This is a genomic window from Herbaspirillum sp. VT-16-41, from assembly GCF_001994935.1.
Lineage (GTDB): Bacteria > Pseudomonadota > Gammaproteobacteria > Burkholderiales > Burkholderiaceae_D > Herbaspirillum > Herbaspirillum frisingense.
This window is the reverse complement of the sequence record NZ_MUXB01000095.1, coordinates 173,061-192,745: the sequence shown is the minus strand read 5'-3', so window position 1 is coordinate 192,745 and position 19,685 is coordinate 173,061. Positions and strand designations below refer to the sequence as shown.

The 19,685-nt window shown below is 64.2% G+C and carries 17 protein-coding genes and 1 other RNA gene; 14 read left to right on the top strand and 4 right to left on the bottom strand.

Annotation, left to right across the window (positions count from 1 at the left end):
• Positions 1–29 precede the first annotated feature (29 nt).
• A complete protein-coding gene (locus BTM36_RS07850) occupies positions 30–1,304 on the bottom strand; it encodes a D-amino acid dehydrogenase (protein ID WP_077235814.1) in 1,275 nt (424 codons plus the stop codon).
• 179 nt (positions 1,305–1,483) lie between these two features.
• On the opposite strand from BTM36_RS07850, the gene rnpB reads away from it, so the two are divergent.
• An RNA gene (gene rnpB, locus BTM36_RS07845) (RNase P RNA component class A) lies at positions 1,484–1,818 on the top strand.
• A gap of 69 nt (positions 1,819–1,887) precedes the next feature.
• A complete protein-coding gene (locus BTM36_RS07840; RefSeq protein WP_077235813.1) occupies positions 1,888–3,048 on the top strand; it encodes an enoyl-CoA hydratase/isomerase family protein in 1,161 nt (386 codons plus the stop codon).
• Between the two features lie 33 nt (positions 3,049–3,081).
• Here the strand turns inward: BTM36_RS07840 and BTM36_RS07835 are convergent, their stop codons facing one another.
• The 3 genes from BTM36_RS07835 to BTM36_RS28285 all read right to left on the bottom strand — a co-directional run bounded on the left by BTM36_RS07835 (position 3,082) and on the right by BTM36_RS28285 (position 4,996).
• Complete coding sequence (locus BTM36_RS07835; RefSeq protein ID WP_077235812.1) at positions 3,082–3,561, bottom strand: nuclear transport factor 2 family protein; 480 nt, start codon at positions 3,559–3,561, stop codon at positions 3,082–3,084.
• Between the two features lie 343 nt (positions 3,562–3,904).
• Entirely contained in the window at positions 3,905–4,189 is a 285-nt protein-coding gene (locus BTM36_RS07830; protein ID WP_006465510.1) for an HU family DNA-binding protein, read from the bottom strand.
• Between the two features lie 642 nt (positions 4,190–4,831).
• The gene (locus tag BTM36_RS28285) at positions 4,832–4,996 is read right to left on the bottom strand and encodes a hypothetical protein (protein ID WP_168189756.1); all 165 of its coding nucleotides are present in this window, start codon (positions 4,994–4,996) and stop codon (positions 4,832–4,834) included.
• Between the two features lie 81 nt (positions 4,997–5,077).
• Here BTM36_RS28285 and mraZ point away from each other — a divergent pair, with 81 nt between their 5' ends.
• The 12 genes from mraZ to BTM36_RS07770 all read left to right on the top strand — a co-directional run bounded on the left by mraZ (position 5,078) and on the right by BTM36_RS07770 (position 19,685).
• Entirely contained in the window at positions 5,078–5,506 is a 429-nt protein-coding gene (mraZ, locus tag BTM36_RS07825) for a division/cell wall cluster transcriptional repressor MraZ (RefSeq protein ID WP_006465511.1), read from the top strand.
• Between the two features lie 12 nt (positions 5,507–5,518).
• Positions 5,519–6,490, top strand: coding sequence for a 16S rRNA (cytosine(1402)-N(4))-methyltransferase RsmH (gene rsmH / locus BTM36_RS07820; protein ID WP_006465512.1), 972 nt, complete (start codon positions 5,519–5,521; stop codon positions 6,488–6,490).
• The gene (ftsL, locus tag BTM36_RS07815) at positions 6,487–6,759 is read left to right on the top strand and encodes a cell division protein FtsL (protein WP_077235811.1); all 273 of its coding nucleotides are present in this window, start codon (positions 6,487–6,489) and stop codon (positions 6,757–6,759) included. Before rsmH ends, ftsL begins: the two co-directional genes overlap by 4 nt.
• Complete coding sequence (locus BTM36_RS07810) at positions 6,756–8,534, top strand: penicillin-binding protein 2 (protein WP_006465514.1); 1,779 nt, start codon at positions 6,756–6,758, stop codon at positions 8,532–8,534. The genes ftsL and BTM36_RS07810 overlap by 4 nt, the downstream gene beginning before the upstream one ends.
• Positions 8,534–10,060 (top strand): UDP-N-acetylmuramoyl-L-alanyl-D-glutamate--2,6-diaminopimelate ligase, encoded by a 1,527-nt coding sequence (locus BTM36_RS07805; RefSeq protein WP_077235810.1) that lies wholly within the window; start codon positions 8,534–8,536, stop codon positions 10,058–10,060. Before BTM36_RS07810 ends, BTM36_RS07805 begins: the two co-directional genes overlap by 1 nt.
• On the top strand, positions 10,057–11,499 hold the full coding sequence (gene murF, locus BTM36_RS07800) for a UDP-N-acetylmuramoyl-tripeptide--D-alanyl-D-alanine ligase (RefSeq protein WP_077235809.1): 1,443 nt from the start codon (positions 10,057–10,059) through the stop codon (positions 11,497–11,499). Before BTM36_RS07805 ends, murF begins: the two co-directional genes overlap by 4 nt.
• A 1-nt stretch (position 11,500) precedes the next feature.
• On the top strand, positions 11,501–12,670 hold the full coding sequence (gene mraY / locus BTM36_RS07795) for a phospho-N-acetylmuramoyl-pentapeptide-transferase (protein ID WP_006465517.1): 1,170 nt from the start codon (positions 11,501–11,503) through the stop codon (positions 12,668–12,670).
• 107 nt (positions 12,671–12,777) lie between these two features.
• On the top strand, positions 12,778–14,919 hold the full coding sequence (gene murD, locus BTM36_RS07790) for a UDP-N-acetylmuramoyl-L-alanine--D-glutamate ligase (RefSeq protein ID WP_077235808.1): 2,142 nt from the start codon (positions 12,778–12,780) through the stop codon (positions 14,917–14,919).
• Positions 14,916–16,181, top strand: a complete 1,266-nt coding sequence (gene ftsW, locus BTM36_RS07785; RefSeq protein ID WP_077235807.1) for a putative lipid II flippase FtsW — start codon at positions 14,916–14,918, stop codon at positions 16,179–16,181. The genes murD and ftsW overlap by 4 nt, the downstream gene beginning before the upstream one ends.
• The gene (murG, locus tag BTM36_RS07780) at positions 16,178–17,260 is read left to right on the top strand and encodes an undecaprenyldiphospho-muramoylpentapeptide beta-N-acetylglucosaminyltransferase (RefSeq protein ID WP_077235806.1); all 1,083 of its coding nucleotides are present in this window, start codon (positions 16,178–16,180) and stop codon (positions 17,258–17,260) included. The genes ftsW and murG overlap by 4 nt, the downstream gene beginning before the upstream one ends.
• On the top strand, positions 17,257–18,684 hold the full coding sequence (gene murC, locus BTM36_RS07775; protein ID WP_077235805.1) for a UDP-N-acetylmuramate--L-alanine ligase: 1,428 nt from the start codon (positions 17,257–17,259) through the stop codon (positions 18,682–18,684). Before murG ends, murC begins: the two co-directional genes overlap by 4 nt.
• Positions 18,681–19,685, top strand: a complete 1,005-nt coding sequence (locus BTM36_RS07770) for a D-alanine--D-alanine ligase (RefSeq protein ID WP_077235804.1) — start codon at positions 18,681–18,683, stop codon at positions 19,683–19,685. The genes murC and BTM36_RS07770 overlap by 4 nt, the downstream gene beginning before the upstream one ends.

The following is a 19,685-nucleotide window of genomic DNA, read 5'->3' as shown; positions in this document are numbered from 1 at the left end:
CGATTGCGGGGGCGTCGCATGAAACTTCTTCAGGCCCGGTACTGGAATGGCGTGTCGTCGATGGCGCGGGTGCGGCCGGCGATCTGGTCGGCCAGCAGCGCTGCGCTGCCGCAGGCCAGGGTCCAGCCCAGCGCACCCTGGCCGATGTTGAGATAGAGGTTGTTCACCGGTGAGCGGCCGACGATGGGGACCCCGCTCGGGGTGGCCGGGCGGAAGCCCATCCACGGCGAGAGCGTGGCGTCGTCGCCGAGCCGGCAGGCGGGGAAAAGCTCGCGCATGCCGTTCTTGAGTTCTTCGATGGCACGGCGCGGGATGCTGCGGTCCTGGCCGACCAGTTCGATGCGGCCGGCCACTCTCAGGCGTTGGCCGAGGCGGGCGTAGACGATCTTGCGGGCGATGTCGGTGATGGAGACCTGCGGCGCCGCTGTGCGGCTGGTGTCGTCCTCCAGCGGCACGGTGATGCTGTAGCCCTTGAGGGGGTAAAGCGGCAGGCGCAGGTCGAGCAGGCGGGCGAAGTCGGTGCTGTCGGCCCCCAGCGCCAGGACGAAGCGGTCGGCTTCAAGCCATTGGCCACCGGCCTGGACGGCACGCAGGGCCTGGCCTTGACGGTCGTCACGCCGTACGGCGTCCACGCGTGCGCCGCCGATGAAACGGAAATTCGGGTCGGCCTGCATGACGTCCACCAGTGCGCGGCAGAACTGCGGGCAGTCGCCGGCTTCCTCGCTGGGGGTATAGACGCCGCCGGCCCAGTCGCGTTGCGACTGGCCCAATGCGGGCTCGATGCGGATGCATTCGGCCGCGCCCAGCACTTCTTGCTGGCAACCGTATTGCGCCTGGAAGCGTACCTGTGCAGCGGCCGACTCCAGTCCCTGGGCATCGGTGAACATCACCAGCTTGCCGGAGCGCTGATAGTCGAAGGACAGGTTCAGGCCGGCATTCCACTGGGTCAGCTGGTCGCGGCTATAGAAGGCCAGTTGCAGCAGGTCGAGGGTGGTGTGGCGCACGCGCTCGGCGTTGCAGCAGCGCAGGAATTCGGCCAGCCAGCGATATTGCGCGCCGTTCAGGGTGGGTTTGATGGTCAGCGGCGATTCCTTGCTGAACATGTAGTAAGCCCATTTGGTCCAGACCGAGGGGTCGGCCAGCGGCGCCACGTAGGAGTAGCTGAGCTGGGCGCCATTGCCCTGGCTGGTACCGGCGCCGGGCTGGTCGTGTGCATCGATCAGGCTGACCTGGTGGCCATCCTGGAGCAGGCGGTAGGCAGTGGTCACGCCGATTACGCCGGCGCCCAATACGCAGATATGCATGGTGTTTCGTGGAAGTCAGTCAAGAACCGCGCAGCACTAGCTGCAGCGGATCAGCAGGAGACTACCTAAGAGGCGCCCGGGTGTCACATGCCGAATCGGCATGAACTTGTGCGCTCGCGCACAAGGGTTTTGCACCGGCAATCTCCGGCGCCGGGCGATGCTGCGCTACAATAGCGCCCGATGCAGGCCAGACAGCCGCTGGCCGCCTTCGTAAGGAGGCGGCGGGAGGAAGGTCCGGACTCCACAGAGCAGGGTGACGGTTAACGGCCGTCCGCTGAAAGCCGGCGCAAGCCGGTATAAGGCGAGGAACAGGGCCACAGAGACGAGCGTATTAAGTTACGGTGAAACGCGGTAACCTCCACCCGGAGCAATTTCAAATAGGCACGCGTTGATGTGGCTCGCGGAGCGTGCGGGTAGAAAGCTTGAGCGGCGGAGTGATCCGTCGCCTAGAGGAATGGCTGTCATAGCGGGTTTCCCGCCGTAACAGAATCCGGCCTACCGGCCTGCTTCACTGAATTTCCTTCCATTAAAAAACTGCGGCCCGCGGGCACTGCGGGTTCGCGCAAGAGACCCCAGGAGACCCATGGACCAAGTAGCCGCACCCGTGCTGTTCGAAGAACTGACAGCCGCCAACGGCCGCCGCATCGGCATCGCCACCCTCGCTTCCGAAAAGACCCTGCATGCCATCTCGCTGGAGATGGTGAGCCTGCTGACGCCGCAACTGCAGCGGTGGCAGGCCGATCCTGGCGTGGCGATGGTGCTGCTGCAGGCGCAGGGTGAAAAAGCCTTCTGCGCCGGTGGCGACCTGCAGCAACTCTATCGTTCCATGCGCGAACATCACGCCTCGCCGGAGCGCGAGGACATCCGCGCCAATCACTACGCGGCCGAATTCTTCGAGCAGGAATATCGCCTGGATTATCTTATCCACAGCTTCGCCAAGCCCATCCTGTGTTGGGGGCATGGCATCGTCATGGGCGGTGGCATCGGTCTGATGGCCGGTTGCAGCCATCGGGTGGTCACTGAAAAGTCGCGCCTGGCGATGCCGGAGATCACCATCGGCCTGTACCCGGACGTGGGCGGCAGCTGGTTCCTGGCGCGCATGCCGGGCAAGACCGGGGTGTTCCTGGCGCTGACCGGGGCCAACCTGAACGCCAACGATGCGCTCTTTGCCGGTCTGGCGGACTACCGGGTGGCGCAGTCGGCCAAGCAGTCGGTGATCGATGCCCTGCTGCAGCAGCCGTGGGGCCAGGGGCGTGATGCGGAGTTGCTCGATCGTGTATTGGCGGCTGCGCAGGGCGCATCGGTGCAGGAGGGGGCGGCGGTGTTTGCGCCGTCCAACCTGCGGACGCATTACGACCAGATCGAGGCCCTGTGCCGCCAGCCCAGCCTGCCGGAGATCGTGGACGGCATCCTCGCGCTGCAGACCGATGATCCCTGGCTGACCAAGGCCATGGCGACCCTGCGCGCCGGGTCGCCTGGTTCGGCGTGGCTAGGTTACGCCTTGCAGAAGCGGGTGCGTCCTTTGTCGCTGGCCGAGGTATTCCGGCTGGAATTCGTGGTGTCGCTGCACTGCGCGGCGCGGCCGGATTTCGTCGAGGGTATCCGTGCGCTGATCATCGAGAAGGACCAGAAACCGCAATGGAATCCGGCTTCCCTGGGCGCTGCCACGCCGGAATGGGTGGAGGGCTTCTTTGCCGATCCCTGGTCGCCAGACCAGCATCCGCTGGCCGACCTGGCCGCCTGAGCCAGCAAGCAGCCCTGGCCGCACCTCTGCGGATTAGAGGCCCAGTGCGCTCAGGCCGGGGTGGTCGGCCGGGCGCGGGGCCGAGCGGTCCCAGTGGAACTTGCGTTCGGACTCCTTGATGGGCAGGTCATTGATGGAAGCATGGCGGGTCCGCATCAGGCCATGCTCGTCGAATTCCCAGTTCTCATTGCCGTAGGAACGGTACCATTGTCCCGAATCGTCGTGCCATTCGTAGGCGAAGCGCACGGCGATGCGGTTGCCTTCGTGCGCCCAGACTTCCTTGATCAGACGGTAATCCTGTTCGCGGGTCCACTTGCGGGTGAGGAAAGTGACGATCTCGGCGCGGCCGGTGATGAAGTCGGCACGGTTGCGCCAGCGGCTGTCCTCGGTATAGGCCAGCGAAACGCGTTGCGGGTCGCAGGAATTCCAGGCGTCTTCTGCGGCGCGAGCCTTCATGGCTGCGGTCTCACGAGTGAAGGGTGGTAGCGGCGGGCGTTGGGCGGGGCTATTCATCGACGGTCTCCTCGGGTGCGCCGGACCAGCCGGCAGGTCATGGGATGTTGCGGAAGACGGGAACAAAACGCGGGTGCAACGGCATTGAGTTCGTATGAAACCGAAAAAATTCTAGGAGCTACGCTCTGCCTTGGCAAACGGAGATAAGGGATGGATCGGACTTGCGAGGCGGTATGTGCAGCGCGTGCGGAGAACTGTGCTGACGATGCGTGCTACTGCGGGGACGTTACTGCGGGGCTGTACTGCGGAGGGAAGGCGGTGGAGGGGGAGGACGGCCGATCCGAGTGGATCGGCCTCGATTTGAATGCCATGAATCTGTTTCATGGCATTCAAATGCGTGAAATTATTTCTTCTTCTTGTTCACGGCTTCCTTGAAAGCCTTGCCAGCCGAGAACTTCACGGTGGTTGCAGCGGCGATCTTGATTTCTTCGCCGGTTTGCGGGTTGCGGCCGGTACGGGCAGCGCGCTTGCCGGTGGAGAAGGAACCGAAGCCGACCAATTGCACGGTATCGCCCTTGGTCACGGCCTTGATGATGTTCTCGATGACGGAGTCCAGCGCGCGCTGAGCTGCTGCCTTGGAGATTTCGGTGTCGGCGGCGATAACGTCAACCAATTCAGATTTGTTCACTTTTAAATTCCTTTCACTGTTAAGGTGCCCAGATTTTAGCACTGGAATGAGGCGGATTCGCAAGCCCTATCTGCGTTTTCAGCCGATTTGACCTGGTCTTGACCGACCTTGATTGAAAAAAATCGACCTGCTTTTCAGCACCGTTGAACGGACCGTGGAGGCCCCGTTTTGGTGTATCGATCTCCCCAAAGACACGGATAGTAAAAGGTGGTCGCCGCCGAAGTCAAAACAAAAACGCGTCAGGGCATTCATTTGATGAAGAATTTGATCAAGAACTGTGCTCACGCGCCGGCACATCCTCCATTTCGTCGCCCATTTCGTCGGGCATTGGCGACTCTGTTTTCTTCATCGGCTGTTCGTGTCTGATCGCGGCCGACGTCCCGGATTGGTTTTTTTATCGTTTCAGTGCGCGATCGGCGAGCTTCCGGGGAACTAAAGTTGCAGTGCAAAATCCATGTCGCTTTCTCTTTGCACTCGCAAAATCGGAGGGTGGCGAGAGCTCTTTTCGAGCGCCCCGGTCACCGCCCCGAAATCGCGCACGCCAGCTCTTCCATGCCGCGCAAATCCGCGTAGTTACGCAATTCTGACGATAAACACATGTGTAAAGCTCAGGTTGCACCTTCAATGTAAATGCTAAGTCCTTCATTTTCTTCGAAAAACTTCTGAAAACGCTGTTTTAAGGAAGTGCGCTAAGTCTTTGACTTTATTAGCAAAATCGCCGTTTTTCCCTGTGTATACCGCTTGACCTGCAATAGTGCATCCTCTAAAGTGGGCGGCAGTGTCAAAAAGTGTTTTTTTGTGGGGCATTTTGTGGATTCATTTGCATTTGCCTAAGGTGACACCACACCCGATCAGCAATCTCACTCGCCAGAGGCGAAGGAAAAAACAGTGTTCCAAGGCGCGTCAGCACTCAATCTCGATGCCAAAGGACGGATGACCATTCCGGCCAAGCATCGTGACGCCCTGATTGTGCAGTGCGAAGGGCGCGCCACCGTGACGCGCCATCCGCATGGTTGCCTGCTGTTCTTCCCTCGCCCGACCTGGGAGACGCATCGTGAGCAGATCGCCAACTGGCCGATGTCGGCCCGTGCCTGGCAGCGCATCTTCCTGGGCAATGCCCAGGATGTGGAGCTCGACAGTGCCGGCCGCATCCTGATCGCGCCGGAGTTGCGCGCCGCCGTTGGTTTGCAGCGCGACGTGATGTTGCTGGGCATGGGTAGCCATTTCGAAATCTGGGATGCCGTCAAGCTGGCTGAAAGTGAAGCCGAGGCTGTGGCGGGCGGTATGCCGGATGTGTTGAGTAATTTTTCCTTCTGACGGCCGGACAAGATGAATCTGCAACCGGTGCCCGAGCTGCAGCACCGCACCGTGCTGTTGGAAGAAGCCGTGGACGCGCTGGCCATCGAGGGCGAGCGCGCCAACGGCGTTTATCTGGACGGTACCTTCGGTCGCGGCGGTCATAGCCGCGCCATCCTCTCCAGGTTGGGCCCGCAGGGCCGTCTGATCGCATTTGATAAGGACCCGTTGGCCATTGCCACGGCGCAGAAGATCGATGATGCACGCTTCGAGATCGTGCATGACAGCTTCGCGACCATGGACCAGGCGCTTGCCGAACGCGGCATTGCGCAGGTCGACGGGGTGTTGATGGATTTGGGTATTTCGTCGCCGCAGGTGGATGACGCCGCGCGCGGCTTCAGTTTTCGCTTGGATGGCCCGCTGGACATGCGCATGGATACCACGCGTGGCATGTCGGCAGCGGATTGGCTGGCAACGGCAGACGAACAGCAGATTGCAAAGGTGATACGTGATTATGGGGAAGAACGGTTTGCTCTTCAGATTGCAAAGAAGATTGTTGCTGGCCGGGCAATCCAGCCAATTTCAAGCACACGACAGCTTGCCGCGCTCGTGGCACAGGCCGTCAAAACCCGCGAGAAAGGCAAAGATCCGGCCACTCGCACATTTCAGGCTGTACGGATTTTCGTCAATCAAGAGCTTGAAGAACTCGAGGTAGGACTGGAAAAAGCGTTCCGTCAGATGGCGCAGCACGGGAGATTGGTTGTGATCAGCTTTCACTCGCTGGAAGATCGCATCGTCAAGCAGTTCATGGCATCCAAGGCCCATGCACCGCAGCCCGACCGCCGCCTGCCGATTCGTGCGATCGACCTGCCGCAGGCCCCTGCACGCCTGCTGCCGCGGGTCATGCCCAGCGCGGCTGAAGTCGAATCCAATCCGCGTGCGCGCTCGGCGGTGATGCGCGGCCTGGAGCTGATCGTGGCACCTGCCGCTGGAGTGGCTGCGTGACCGGCCGCCTGTGCCTGCTGCTGACGGCCCTGCTGGTGGCGTGCGCGCTATCGGTGGTGAGCGCCCAGTACAAGGCACGCAGCCTGTTCATCGAGCTTGAGCGCGCCCAGAGCGCGGCTCGCCAGCTTGATGTCGACTGGGCGCAATTGCAACTGGACCAGTCCACCCTGGGCAAGAACGCCCGCATCGAGGAACTGGCACGGCGTGACCTGAACATGATGCCGGTCACCGCCGCCCGCACCCAATACCTCACCGTGGGGGCGCAATGACCAAGATGCCTCCGCGTCCCAACCTGGCAGGCAGCCGCGTGGCGGCTTCCAAGGGCGTGGCCTTCTCCTCCAATCCCATCCTGCAGGTCAAGTTGCCGGCATGGCGCTCGCGCTTCGTGCTGTTCGTGCTGTTCGTGGCCTTTGTCGCCCTGATCGTACGGGCCTTGTGGCTGCAGGGCGTGTCCACCGACTTCCTGCAGAAGCAGGGCGCCTCGCGCTACGCGCGTACCCTGGAACTGCCCGCCACGCGCGGCAAGATCACCGACCGCAATGGTCAGGTGCTGGCCTCGTCGGTGCCGGTCAAGGCGATCTGGGCCATTCCCGACGACGTCCAGGCCGCGCCCAAGGACAAGCTGGTGCAACTGGCCAAGCTGCTGGAGATGAGCGATGCCGAGCTGCGCAAGAAGCTGGATTCGGATCGCAGCTTCGTCTACCTGAAACGCCAGGTCGAGCAGGATACCGCCGACAAGATCGTCAAGCTGGGCATCCCCGGCGTGGAAACCCGCAAGGAATACAAGCGCTTCTACCCCGAGGGCGAGGTGATGGCGCACGTGGTCGGCTTCACCAACATCGAAGATGCCGGGCAGGACGGCATGGAACTGGCCGCCCAGAAGACCCTGGCCGGCATGACCGGCAGCCGGCGCGTCATCAAGGACCGCCTGGGCCGCGTGGTGGAGGACATCGAATCCATCCGCGAACCGCATGACGGCCGCGACCTGACCCTGTCCATCGACAGCAAGATCCAGTACATCGCCTTCACCCAACTGAAGGAAGCGGTGGAGAAGTTCAAGGCCAAGGCCGGCGGCATCATCGTGGTCGACGCCAAGACCGGCGAAGTGCTGGCACTGGCCAACCTGCCCACCTACAACCCCAACGACCGCTCGGTGCTGACCGGTGCGCAGCTGCGCAACCGGGTGGTGACCGATACCTTCGAACCGGGCTCGACGCTCAAGCCGTTCACCGTGGCGCTGGCACTGGACACCCATCGCGTCACACCCTCCACCGTGTTCCAGACCGCGCCCGGCAAGATGACCATCGGCACCGCCACCATCGGCGACTCGCATGCCCATGGCCCGCTGACGGTGGCCCAGATCATCGAGAAATCGTCCAACATCGGTACCGCCAAGATCGCCCTGGGCATGCCGCCCGAAGAGATGTGGGAAATGTTCACCACGGTCGGCTTCGGCCAGCAGCCCAAGTTCGGCTTCCCGGGTGCCGTGGCCGGCCGCGTGCGTCCGTACAAGTCCTGGCGTCCGATCGAACAGGCCACCATGAGCTATGGTCACGGTATCTCGGTATCGCTGATCCAGCTGGCGCATGCCTACCTGATCTTCGCCCGCAATGGCGACATCATTCCGCTGTCCTTCACCAAGGTCACCGACTCTCCCATTGGCCAGCGCGTGATCTCGGCCGATACCGCCCTGCAGATGCGCCGCATGCTGGAAACCGTGGTTGCCCCCGGTGGTACCGCGCCCCAGGCCCAGGTGCCGGGTTATCGCGTGGGTGGCAAGACCGGTACCGCCTACAAGATCGAGGGCGGCAAGTATGTGCGCAAGTATGTGGCGTCCTTCTCGGGCATCGCCCCCATGTCGGACCCGCGCCTGATCATCTCGGTCATGATCGACGAGCCGCAAGGGCAGCACTATGGCGGCCCGGTGGCCGGCCCGGTGTTCGCCAACGTGGCCGCCAATGCCTTGCGAGCATTGAACGTGCCGCCGGACTCCAGCGTGACCAACATCATCATTCCCAAAGAACCGCTTGAGGAGAGCATGTAATGTCCAAGCGCGTTCTGAGCCTGCAAGACATACTCGCCTGGCTGCGCCAGGCGGCTCCGTCTGCGCAACTGACGTCCGATTCGCGTCGTGTGGCGCCGGGCGACGTCTTCTTCGCCTACGTGGGCGACGCCGATGGACGCTCCTATATCGCCGATGCCGTCGAGCGCGGTGCGGCTGCGGTCGTCTATGAAGCCGAGGGCTACACTTGGCCGCAAGAGGTCGACGAACCGCACCTGGCCGTGCCCGATCTCAAGGCGCAGGCCGGCGAGATCGCCGCCGCCTGGTATGGGCAGCCTGACCAGGGCATGCTGACCGTGGCTGTCACCGGCACCAACGGCAAGACCTCCTGCGCCTGGTGGCTGGGTAGCGCCCTGTCGCGCCTGCCGGCCATCAGCAATGCCGGCGTGATCGGCACCCTGGGCGTGGGCAGCTTCGTCGGTGGCAAGCAGCAGGGCTTTGATGTGACCGGCTACACCACCCCGGACGCCGTGCTGCTGCAGCGCAGCCTGTCCCGGCTGGCCCAGGGGCGCGTCACGGCGCTGGCCATCGAGGCTTCCTCGATCGGGCTGGCACAAGGGCGCATGAACGGCATGCATGTGGATGTCGCCCTGTTCACCAATTTCACGCGTGATCACCTGGATTTCCATGGTGACATGCAGACCTATGAAGACGCCAAGCGCAAGTTGTTCCAGTGGCCCGGCCTGAAGCACGCCGTGCTCAATCTGGACGATCCCATGGGCCTGCGCCTGCTGCCCTTGCTGGCGGGTCGCCAGGTGCCGGTGATCGGCTACGCGCTGGCCGAAGAGGCTGACGCCCAGGCGGCCGGTATTCCCACGCTGCGCGCCAGCCAGTTGCGCAGCAGCCATGCCGGTACCGTGTTCCATGTCGATTCGCCCTTCGGCAGCGGCCAGGTGAAGACCCAGCTGGTGGGCCGCTTCAATGTCAGCAATGTGCTGGGCATCATGGGCGTGCTGCTGACGCAAGGACTGGCCTGGGACGCCGTCGTGGCGGCCGCTGCCGCCCTGACGCCCGCGCCCGGCCGCATGCAACAGTTCGGCGGGCCGGACGTGCCACTGATCGTGATCGATTACGCGCATACCCCCGATGCGCTGGACAAGACCCTGTCCGCGCTGCGTCAGGTCGCTACCCAGCGCGGCGGCCAGCTGTGGTGCGTGTTCGGCTGCGGGGGCGATCGTGATCCGGGCAAGCGCCCGCAGATGGGCCAGATCGCCGAGCAGGCCGACCATGTGGTGCTGACCAGCGACAATCCGCGCAGCGAAGACCCGCAAGCCATCATCGAACAGATCCGTGCCGGCATGAGCCGCGTGGAACCGGTGCTGCTGGCCGACCGCGCCGGCGCCATCCTGTGGGCCATCCGCCACGCCACCAAGGCGGATGTGGTCCTGCTGGCCGGCAAGGGCCATGAGGCCTACCAGGAAATCGCCGGCAAGAAGTTGCCCTTCCTCGACGCCGACCATGTCGCCCTGGCGCTGGCTGCGCGCTCCACCATGATGGGGGGCGCATGATGCGGTTCGACTTCAGCCAGATGCTGGAATGGATTCGCGCCGCCGAGGCGGCGGCCTCGGCCCATACGGTGCCTGGCGTAATCAATGCGCCGGCCGGTGAACTGATCCTCAACGACGTCGTCACCGACAGCCGGGCGGTCAAGCCCGGCAACGTGTTTGTGGCGCTGCGCGGCGAGCGTTTCGATGCGCACGACTTCCTTGATGCCGTGGCCGCCCAGGGTGCTTCCGCCGTCGTGGTCGAACGCGTACCGCCGGGCTTGACACTGCCGGCCATCGTGGTGCCGGACAGCCGCGCCGCGCTGGGCCAGATCGCCCATGGCTGGCGTCACCGCCGCGGGATCCCGGTCATCGGCGTGACCGGCAGCAACGGCAAGACCACGGTCAAGGAAATGATCGCCGCGATCCTGGCCGCCGCCTTCGGTGAAGACGGCTACCTGGGCACGCGTGGCAACTTCAATAACGAGATCGGCGTGCCGCTGACCCTGTTCCGCCTACGCGACCAGCATCAGGCTGCCGTCATCGAGATGGGCATGAACCATCCGGGCGAGATCGCGGTCCTCTCTCGCATCGCTTCGCCGACGCTGGGCCTGGTCAACAATGCCCAGCGCGAGCACCAGGAATTCATGGCCAGCGTGGAAGCAGTCGCGCGTGAAAACGGCGCCGTGATCCGTCACTTGCCGGCCGATGGCGTGGCCGTATTCCCGGCCGACGACGACTTCACCGCCCTCTGGCGCGAAGAGGCCGGCGCGCGGCGCGTACTGAGCTTCGGCCTCACGCCGCAAGCCGATGTCAGCGCTACCTATCAGGCCGGCACGTTCGGCAGCAGCCTGCAGGTCACCGTCAAGGGGCTGGCCGTTCCCCCGGCACAGTTCAAGCTCGAGCTGGCCGCCGTGGGTGAACACAATGTCCGCAATGCGCTGGCGGCAGTTGCCTGCGCACTGGGTGCCGGCATCGCGGTCGAGGCCGTGGTGCGCGGCCTGGAAAGCTTTGCCCCGGTCAATGGCCGCCTGCAACGCAAGCAGGCCGTCAGCGGAGCCCTGGTGATCGACGACACCTACAACGCCAACCCCGATTCGGTGCGCGCCGCCATCGACGTGCTGGCCGCCATCAGCGGTCCACGCGTGCTGGTGCTGGGCGACATGGGCGAGGTCGGCGACCAGGGGCCGCAATTCCACGCCGAGATCGGCGCCTATGCGCACAGCCGCGGCATCCCGATGTTCTTCGCGTTGGGCGAACTGAGCAGGCACGCCGTCGCGGCCTTCGGCGCACAGGCACGGCATTTCGACGATATCGCTGCCCTCAATGCAGCGGTGGAGCAGGCCGCACCGCAAGGTGCGACCGTTTTGGTAAAAGGTTCACGCTTCATGAAGATGGAGCGAGTTGTACAGCATCTGGTCAACGTTGAATCCAACACGCAACATCAACAGGAGACCCATTAGCATGCTGGTCTGGCTCGCACAGAATTTTCAACAGGATTTCGGCTTTCTGCGCCTGTTCAACTTCATCACCTTCCGCGCGGTGTTCGCCACGCTGACGGCGTTGTTGATCGGCATGATCGCAGGCCCGGCCGTGATCCGCATGCTGACCCGCATGAAGGTCGGCCAGGCGGTGCGCACCGATGGCCCCCAGACCCACCTGATCAAGTCCGGCACCCCCACCATGGGCGGCGTGCTGATCCTGATCGGCATTGGCATTTCCACGTTGCTGTGGGCCGACCTGTCCAACCGTTTCGTCTGGATCGTGCTGATCGTCACGCTCGGTTTCGGCGCCGTCGGCTGGGTCGATGACTATCGCAAGGTGGTCTATCGCGACCCGCAGGGCATGCGCTCGCGCGAAAAGTATTTCTGGCAGTCGCTGATCGGCCTGGTGGCGGCGTTCTACCTGGCCTTCTCGGTCTCGGAAGTGAGCAACATGAAGGTCTTCGACCTGTTCGTGGCCTGGGTACGTTCCGGCTTCAGCCTGGACCTGCCGCCCAAGGCCGACCTGATCGTGCCGTTCTTCAAGACGGTCACCTATCCGCTGGGTGTGTGGGGCTTCATCGCGCTGACCTATTTCGTCATCGTCGGCACCAGCAATGCCGTCAACCTGACCGACGGCCTGGATGGCCTGGCTATCATGCCCACCGTGCTGGTGGGCGCCGCGCTGGGCCTGTTTGCCTACCTGACCGGCAATGCCAGCTACGCCAAATACCTGTTCATCCCGCACATCCCGGGAGCCGGCGAACTGCTGATCTTCTGCGGCGCCATGGGCGGCGCGGGCCTGGCCTTCCTCTGGTACAACGCCTACCCGGCGCAGGTGTTCATGGGTGACGTCGGTGCGCTGGCGCTGGGCGGCGCCCTGGGCACCATCGCCGTGATCGTGCGCCAGGAAATCGTGCTCTTCATCATGGGTGGCATCTTCGTGGTGGAGACCCTGTCGGTGATGATCCAGGTGGCCTATTTCAAATATACGAAGAAGCGTTTCGGCACCGGCCGCCGCGTGCTGCTGATGGCGCCGCTGCACCATCACTACGAGCAGAAGGGCTGGAAGGAAACCCAGGTGGTGGTCCGTTTCTGGATCATCACAATGATGTTGGTGCTGGTGGGCTTGTCGACGCTGAAGCTGCGCTGAAGTCTGCTTCACCCCGTAGCAGGAAAGAAATCACGGCGCCCTTGCCGACCATGTCAGGGGCGCCTTTGTAGCAAGCAGGTTCTAGAGAAGTGAGTTTGGAAACAACGATGAATTACTCGGGCAAACACGTTCTGGTGCTCGGACTCGGTGAGTCCGGCCTGGCAATGGCGCGGTGGCTGGTCTACTGCGGCGCCAGCGTGCGCGTGGCCGATACCCGTGGCGAAGCGGCCCTGGCCGAGCGCCTGGCCGCCCTGCGCGGTGACGCACCCGAGGCCCAGGCCGTGTTGGGCCAGGCCTTGTCGCCGTCCCTGCTGGAGGGCGTGGACTTCGTCACCGTCAGTCCGGGCCTGGCCCCCGATGGTGAACTGGCCCCCTTGATGCCGGCCATCGCCGAGCGGGGCCTGCCGCTGTGGGGTGAGATCGAACTGTTCGCCCAGGCGCTGGCCGCCTTGCGCGAAGAAACGCTGTACCAGCCCAAGGTCCTGGCCATCACCGGCACCAACGGCAAGACCACGGTGACGCGCCTGACCGGCCTGCTGTGCCAGCGTGCCGGCCTGTCGGTGCAAGTGGCCGGCAATATCAGCCCGGCCGCGCTGGATGTGTTGCGCGAAGCGGTGATCCGGGACAAGGTCTTCCTGGCTGAACTGGCCGAGCAGGATGCGATCGCCGCAGCCCAGGCGCAGGCCGAAGCCGAGGCGCAAGCCGCCCAGCAAGCCGTGCTGGATGCCCAGCAGGCGGCCGAGGCCGAAAAACATCGCCGCGCCGCCGCCCGTATCGAAGAAGCGGCAGCGATTGCCGTGCCGGTGCTGCAGGCCGATCTGCCGGCTGAATCGTCCGCTGAATTGTCTGCTGATCTGTCGACTGATGCACCCGCTGCCCCGCAGCTGGATCTGCTGGCAACGGCTGACGACGGCGAAGCGACCGGGCCGGTGCAACAGCCGCACGAGTCTGTCGAAACAGACCTGCCCGCCGCTGAGATTACTGAGGCCGCTGAGACCACCGGGGCGACAGAAGCCCCTGAAGACGCTGAGCTGGCCGAAACGCCGGTTGCTGCAGAAACAGTCGATCCCGCCGTCGCCGCCACCCTGGAAGTGGCCTCCGACGTCGTGCCGCAGGCCGATCCCGATATGCCCGCCACAACTGGCGAAGCGATGAACCTGGGCGACTTCATGGAAGTCTCGCGAAAGGCTGAAGAAGACGCGCTGGTGGAAGTCCCGCCACCGCCGCCGCCCGAGCCGACCTACCGTGGCAGCATGCCGCAGGCCTGGGTACTGGAGTTGTCCAGCTTCCAGTTGCATACCACGCACAGCCTGCAGCCGCATGCGGCCACCGTGCTCAACCTGACCCAGGACCATCTGGACTGGCACGGCAGCATGGAAAACTATGCCGCCGACAAGGCCCGCATCTTCGGCCAGGGCACGGTGCGCGTGCTCAATCGTGACGATGCGCTGGTGATGGAGATGGCCTCCGGCGCCGCGCCGCTGTCGACCTTCGGCCTGGACGAACCGACCGCGCCCAACAGCTTCGGCCTGGTCAACGACAATGGCATGCAGTGGCTGGCCAATGCCTTCGTGCATGAAGACGACGAGGTGCCGGAAGGCAAGCGGCGCCGCAAGCAGAAGGACATGCTGCCGCCTCCGGTCACCCTGAAGCGCCTGATGCCGGCTGATGCCCTCAAGATCCGCGGCGCCCACAATGCCATGAATGCACTGGCCGCGCTGGCCCTGTGCCGCGCCATCGACCTGCCGATGGCGCCGCTGCTGCATGGCCTGCGCGACTACACCGGCGAGCCGCACCGGGTGGAACTGGTCGGCGTGATCCAGGAAGTGGATTACTACGACGACAGCAAGGGCACCAATGTCGGCGCCACCGTGGCGGCCCTGAACGGCCTGGGCCTGGGTGGTCGTCCGAACCGCATCGTGCTGATTGCCGGTGGCGATGGCAAGGGCCAGGACTTTTCGCCGCTGGACCTGCCGGTGCAGAAATATGCACGCGCCGTATTGCTGATCGGTCGTGATGCCCCCGCTATCCGCGCAGCGCTGGCCGACAGCGGTGTCGATCTGATCGATTGCGCCAGCCTGGAAGCCGCAGTCGAAAAAGCTGGCGAGATCGCGCGCGCCGGCGACATCGTGCTGCTGTCCCCGGCGTGCGCCAGCCTGGATATGTTCCGCAACTACGCCCATCGTGCCGAGGTCTTCGTGGAGGCGGTGCGTGAGTTGGCGCTCTCGCGTGGCGAGGTACTGGCATGAAACTGAACCTGTCATCGATGCGCAACTTGCTGGGTGGCCTCAAGGAGGCTGCGCCGGTGGCCGCCGGCCGGGTCCGTGCCGGTCGCGGCAGCGCATCGGGCAGCATCGGTCTGGAGCAGCGTTCGCGCATGATGGAATACGACCAGCCGCTGATCTGGGTGGTCTTGCTGCTGATGCTGTTCGGCATGGTGATGGTGTATTCGGCCTCGGTGGCCTTGCCGGATTCGCCCAAGTACGCGTCCTATTCGAATTACCACTTCCTGATCCGCCAGGCGATCTTCATCGTGGTCTCCATCATCGCTGGCGCGCTGGCCTTCCGCGTGCGTATCGAGACCTGGCAGAAGTGGGCACCCTACCTGTTCGGCATCACCCTGATCCTGCTGCTGATGGTGCTGGTGCCGGGCGTGGGCAAGGGCGTCAACGGCGCCAAGCGCTGGCTCTCGCTGAAGATCATCAACCTGCAGCCTTCCGAACTGATGAAGCTGTTCATCGTCCTCTATGCGGCCGACTACACGGTGCGCAAGCAGGCGGTGATGCACAAGCTGGTCAAGGGTTTCTTCCCGATGGCCGCAGCGGTCGGCCTGGTGGGTCTGTTGCTGCTGCTGGAACCCGACCTGGGTGCATTCGGCGTGATCGTCTGCATCGCCATGGGCATCCTCTTCCTGGGCGGTATCAATGGTGTCTGGTTCGGCGGCATCGGCGCCACGCTGGTGGGCGTGTTCTCGCTGGTCATCGTGACCTCGCCCTGGCGGCGCGAGCGCATCTTCGCCTACCTCAATCCCTGGGAAGAAGAAAATGCGCTGGGCAAGGCCTACCAGTTGTCGCACTCGCTGATCGCCTTCGGGCGGGGCGAGCTGTTCGGCGTGGGCCTGGGCAGCAGCGTGGAAAAATTGCATTACCTGCCGGAGGCGCACACCGACTTCCTGCTGGCGGTGATCGGCGAGGAACTCGGTTTCGTCGGCGTGCTGGTGGTGGTGCTGCTGTTCTACTGGCTGGTCAAGCACGCCTTCGAGATCGGCCGACAGGCCATCGCGCTGGACCTGACCTTTGCCGGCCTGGTGGCCAAGGGCATCGGCATCTGGCTGGGTGTGCAGGCTTTCATCAACATGGGTGTGAACCTGGGTCTCTTGCCCACCAAGGGCCTGACCTTGCCGCTGATGAGCTACGGCGGATCGGGCGTGCTGTTGAACTGCGTCGGCCTGGCCATCCTGTTGCGCATCGATTACGAAAACCGGGTCCTGATGCGCGGAGGTCGTCTATGAGCGCGCCGCGCAAGTTGCTGATCATGGCGGCCGGGACCGGTGGTCATATCTTCCCCGGCCTGGCCATTGCCGAGACCATGCGCGCGCGTGGCTGGCAGGTATCCTGGCTGGGTACCACGCACGGCATGGAGCGCGATCTGGTGCCGCGCCACGGCGTGGAGATGGACAGCATCGTCTTCGCCGGTCTGCGCGGCAAGGGCCTGATGCATACGGTCAAGGGCGTGTGGCGCCTGGCGGCCAGCTTCTTCCATTGCTTCAGCATCCTCGGTCAGCGTCGCCCGGACGTGGTGCTCGGCATGGGGGGCTACGTCACCGTGCCGGGTGGTGCGATGGCACGCCTGCGCGGCAAGCCGCTGGTGCTGGTCAATGCCGACGCGGCGCTGCTGCTGTCCAACAAGACCCTGACGCCGCTGGCCGACAAGGTGCTGTTCGGTTTCCCCGCCGATTTCGGCCGGGCGGCCGGCAAGGCCGAGGTCACCGGCAATCCGGTGCGCAAGGAAATCATCGCCCTGCCGCAACCGGGCGACCGTTATGCCGCGCGCACCGGCCCGCTGAAGATCCTGGTGGTGGGCGGCAGCCTGGGTGCCAAGGTACTGAACGACAACGTGCCTGCCGCACTGGCCCGGCTGCCTGCCGAATTACGCCCGCAAGTCACGCATCAGTCAGGCAAGCAGCATATCGTCGCGCTGCGTGCGGCCTATGACGCTGCCGGCGTACAGGCCGAGGTGCTCGATTTCATCGACGACATGCCGCGTCGCTACGCCGAGGCCGATCTGGTGATCTGCCGCGCCGGCGCGATCACGGTCTCCGAGCTGACCGCCGCTGGCGTGGCCAGCGTGCTGGTACCGCTGGCGGTCTCGACGACCTCGCACCAGATCGACAACGCCAGGTGGATGGCTGCCAACAAGGCGGCGATCCACCTGCCCCAACGCGAACTGACGCCGGAACACCTGGCCGGTTTGCTGCAGAAACTGGACCGCGCTGCATGCCATGAAATGGCGCAGGCGGCATACGAACAAGGCCGGCGCGATGCCAACGAGGCAATCGCGCGCGTGCTGGAAGGACTGGTAACACCATGAAGCATCGCGTCAAGAACATCCACTTCGTCGGTATCGGCGGCTCCGGGATGAGCGGCATCGCCGAGGTTCTGCTGAACCTGGGCTATGGCGTCTCGGGCTCCGATCTGGGCAGCAACGCCGCCACCCAGCGCCTGGCGCAACTGGGTGCCTGCATCCGCTACGGCCATGCGGCCGAGAACATCGAAGGCGCCGACGCCATCGTCACCTCCACCGCCGTCAAGGGCGACAATCCGGAAGTGCTGGCAGCGCGCAAGAAGCACATCCCCATCGTGCCGCGTGCGGTGATGCTGGGCGAGCTGATGCGCCTGAAGAAGGGCATTGCCATCGCCGGCACCCACGGCAAGACCACCACCACCAGCCTGGTGGCCAGCGTGCTGGCGCAGGGCGGGCTGGACCCCACCTTCGTCATCGGTGGCCGCCTCACCAGTGCCGGCGCCAACGCCAAACTGGGTACCGGCGAATTCATCGTGGCCGAGGCCGACGAGTCCGATGCCTCGTTCCTGAACCTGATGCCGGTCATTGAGGTGATCACCAACATCGACGCCGATCACATGGAGACCTACAACCATGACTTCGCGCGTCTGAAGCAGGCCTTCGTCGAATTCACCCAGCGCCTGCCGTTCTACGGCGTGGCCGTGCTGTGCCTGGATGATCCGCACGTGCGCGAGATCATGCCGATGGTCTCCAAGCCCATCCTCACCTACGGCTTCCATGAAGACGCCGACGTGCGTGCCATCGACGCCAAGGCGGTGGACGGCAAGATGGAATTCACCGTGATCCAGGACGGCTATGCACCCATGCAGGTGAGCCTGAACCAGCCCGGCATGCACAACGTGCAGAACGCCTGCGCCGCCATCGCCATTGCCCGCGAGCTGGACGTAGACGACGCCGCCACCCAGAAGGCGCTGACCGAATTCAATGGCGTCGGTCGCCGCTTTACCCGCTACGGCGAAGTGCCGATCACCGATGCCCAGGGCAAGCCGGCCGGCCACTTCACGCTGGTGGACGACTACGGTCACCATCCGGTCGAAACCGCCGCCACCATCGCCGCCGCCCGTGGCGCCTATCCGGGCCGCCGCCTGGTGCTGGCCTTTCAGCCGCACCGCTATACCCGCACCCGCGATCTTTTCGAGGACTTCGTCAAGGTGCTGTCCTCGCCGGACGTGCTGGTGCTGGCTGAGGTCTATGCGGCCGGTGAATCGCCCATCGTGGCCGCCGACGGCCGCTCGCTGGCGCATGCCCTGCGTGCTGCCGGCAAGGTCGAGCCGGTATTCGTCGATGACATCGGCGACATGCCCGAGACTATCCGCAACGTGGTGCGCGATGGCGATGTGGTCATGACCATGGGTGCGGGATCGATTTCCGCCGTACCGGCGCGCCTGGTGGCGCAGGCTGGCGGCAAGAACGAACAGGGGGCCGCATGATCAGCCAGGACCAGATCAAGGCCTTCGGCCGCGTCGGCGTGCTCTTCGGCGGCCGTTCGGCCGAACGTGAAGTGTCGATGATGTCGGGCAACGGCGTGCTGCAGGCCTTGCGCAGCAAGGGCGTGGATGCGCATCCCTTCGACCCTGCCGTGCGCTCGCTGGGCGAACTGCAGGCCGAGAAGTTTGATCGCGTCTTCATCGCCCTGCATGGCCGCTATGGCGAAGACGGCACCCTGCAGGGTGCGCTGGAACAGATGGGCCTGCCCTATACCGGCCCCGGTGTGATGGCTTCGAGCATCGCCATGGACAAGGTCATGACCAAGCGCATCTGGCTCTCGCACGGCCTGCCCACGCCGCGTTTCCTGACGCTGGACGCCAAGGCCACCGGCCGTGAGCAGCTGCGCCAGGTACCGGACGAACTGGGCCTGCCGCTGATGCTCAAGGCCCCGCACGAAGGCTCGACCATTGGCATCGCCAAGGTCAACGGCTATTCGGACATGCAGGAAGGCTTCGACCTGTGCGCCCGCTACGACAGCGTGGTGCTGGCCGAAGAATTCATCCGCGGCCGCGAGTTGACCGTGCCGGTGCTGGGAACGGGCCGTGAGGCGCGTGCCTTGCCGGTCATCGAGATCCGCGCGCCGGAGGGTAACTATGATTACCAGAACAAGTATTTCACCGATGACACGAAATATTTGTGTCCGGCCCCGCTTGACGAGGAACTGACGCGCCATCTGCGTGATCTGGCGGTACAGGCTTTCAATGCGCTGGGTTGCCGCGGCTGGAGCCGGGTCGATTTCATGTTGCGCGAGACCGATGGCAAGGCCGAACCCTATCTGCTGGAAATCAACACCTCGCCCGGCATGACCGGTCATTCGCTGGTGCCGATGGCGGCCAAGGCGGTGGGCATGAGCTATGAGGACCTGTGTTGCGAAATCCTGCAGATGGCGGCGCTGGACATGACGCCTTCCAAGGACTGGACGCCGCAGGCGGGCCAGTCGTGA

Coding starts and splice junctions, on each gene's coding strand:
- BTM36_RS07850 (WP_077235814.1), bottom strand. CDS start 1,304: ATGCATATCTGCGTATTGGGCGCCGGCGTAATCGGCGTGACCACTGCC.
- BTM36_RS07840 (WP_077235813.1), top strand. CDS start 1,888: ATGGACCAAGTAGCCGCACCCGTGCTGTTCGAAGAACTGACAGCCGCC.
- BTM36_RS07835 (WP_077235812.1), bottom strand. CDS start 3,561: ATGAATAGCCCCGCCCAACGCCCGCCGCTACCACCCTTCACTCGTGAG.
- BTM36_RS28285 (WP_168189756.1), bottom strand. CDS start 4,996: ATGCCCCACAAAAAAACACTTTTTGACACTGCCGCCCACTTTAGAGGA.
- rsmH (WP_006465512.1), top strand. CDS start 5,519: ATGAATCTGCAACCGGTGCCCGAGCTGCAGCACCGCACCGTGCTGTTG.
- BTM36_RS07810 (WP_006465514.1), top strand. CDS start 6,756: ATGACCAAGATGCCTCCGCGTCCCAACCTGGCAGGCAGCCGCGTGGCG.
- BTM36_RS07805 (WP_077235810.1), top strand. CDS start 8,534: ATGTCCAAGCGCGTTCTGAGCCTGCAAGACATACTCGCCTGGCTGCGC.
- murF (WP_077235809.1), top strand. CDS start 10,057: ATGATGCGGTTCGACTTCAGCCAGATGCTGGAATGGATTCGCGCCGCC.
- mraY (WP_006465517.1), top strand. CDS start 11,501: ATGCTGGTCTGGCTCGCACAGAATTTTCAACAGGATTTCGGCTTTCTG.
- murD (WP_077235808.1), top strand. CDS start 12,778: ATGAATTACTCGGGCAAACACGTTCTGGTGCTCGGACTCGGTGAGTCC.
- ftsW (WP_077235807.1), top strand. CDS start 14,916: ATGAAACTGAACCTGTCATCGATGCGCAACTTGCTGGGTGGCCTCAAG.
- murG (WP_077235806.1), top strand. CDS start 16,178: ATGAGCGCGCCGCGCAAGTTGCTGATCATGGCGGCCGGGACCGGTGGT.
- murC (WP_077235805.1), top strand. CDS start 17,257: ATGAAGCATCGCGTCAAGAACATCCACTTCGTCGGTATCGGCGGCTCC.
- BTM36_RS07770 (WP_077235804.1), top strand. CDS start 18,681: ATGATCAGCCAGGACCAGATCAAGGCCTTCGGCCGCGTCGGCGTGCTC.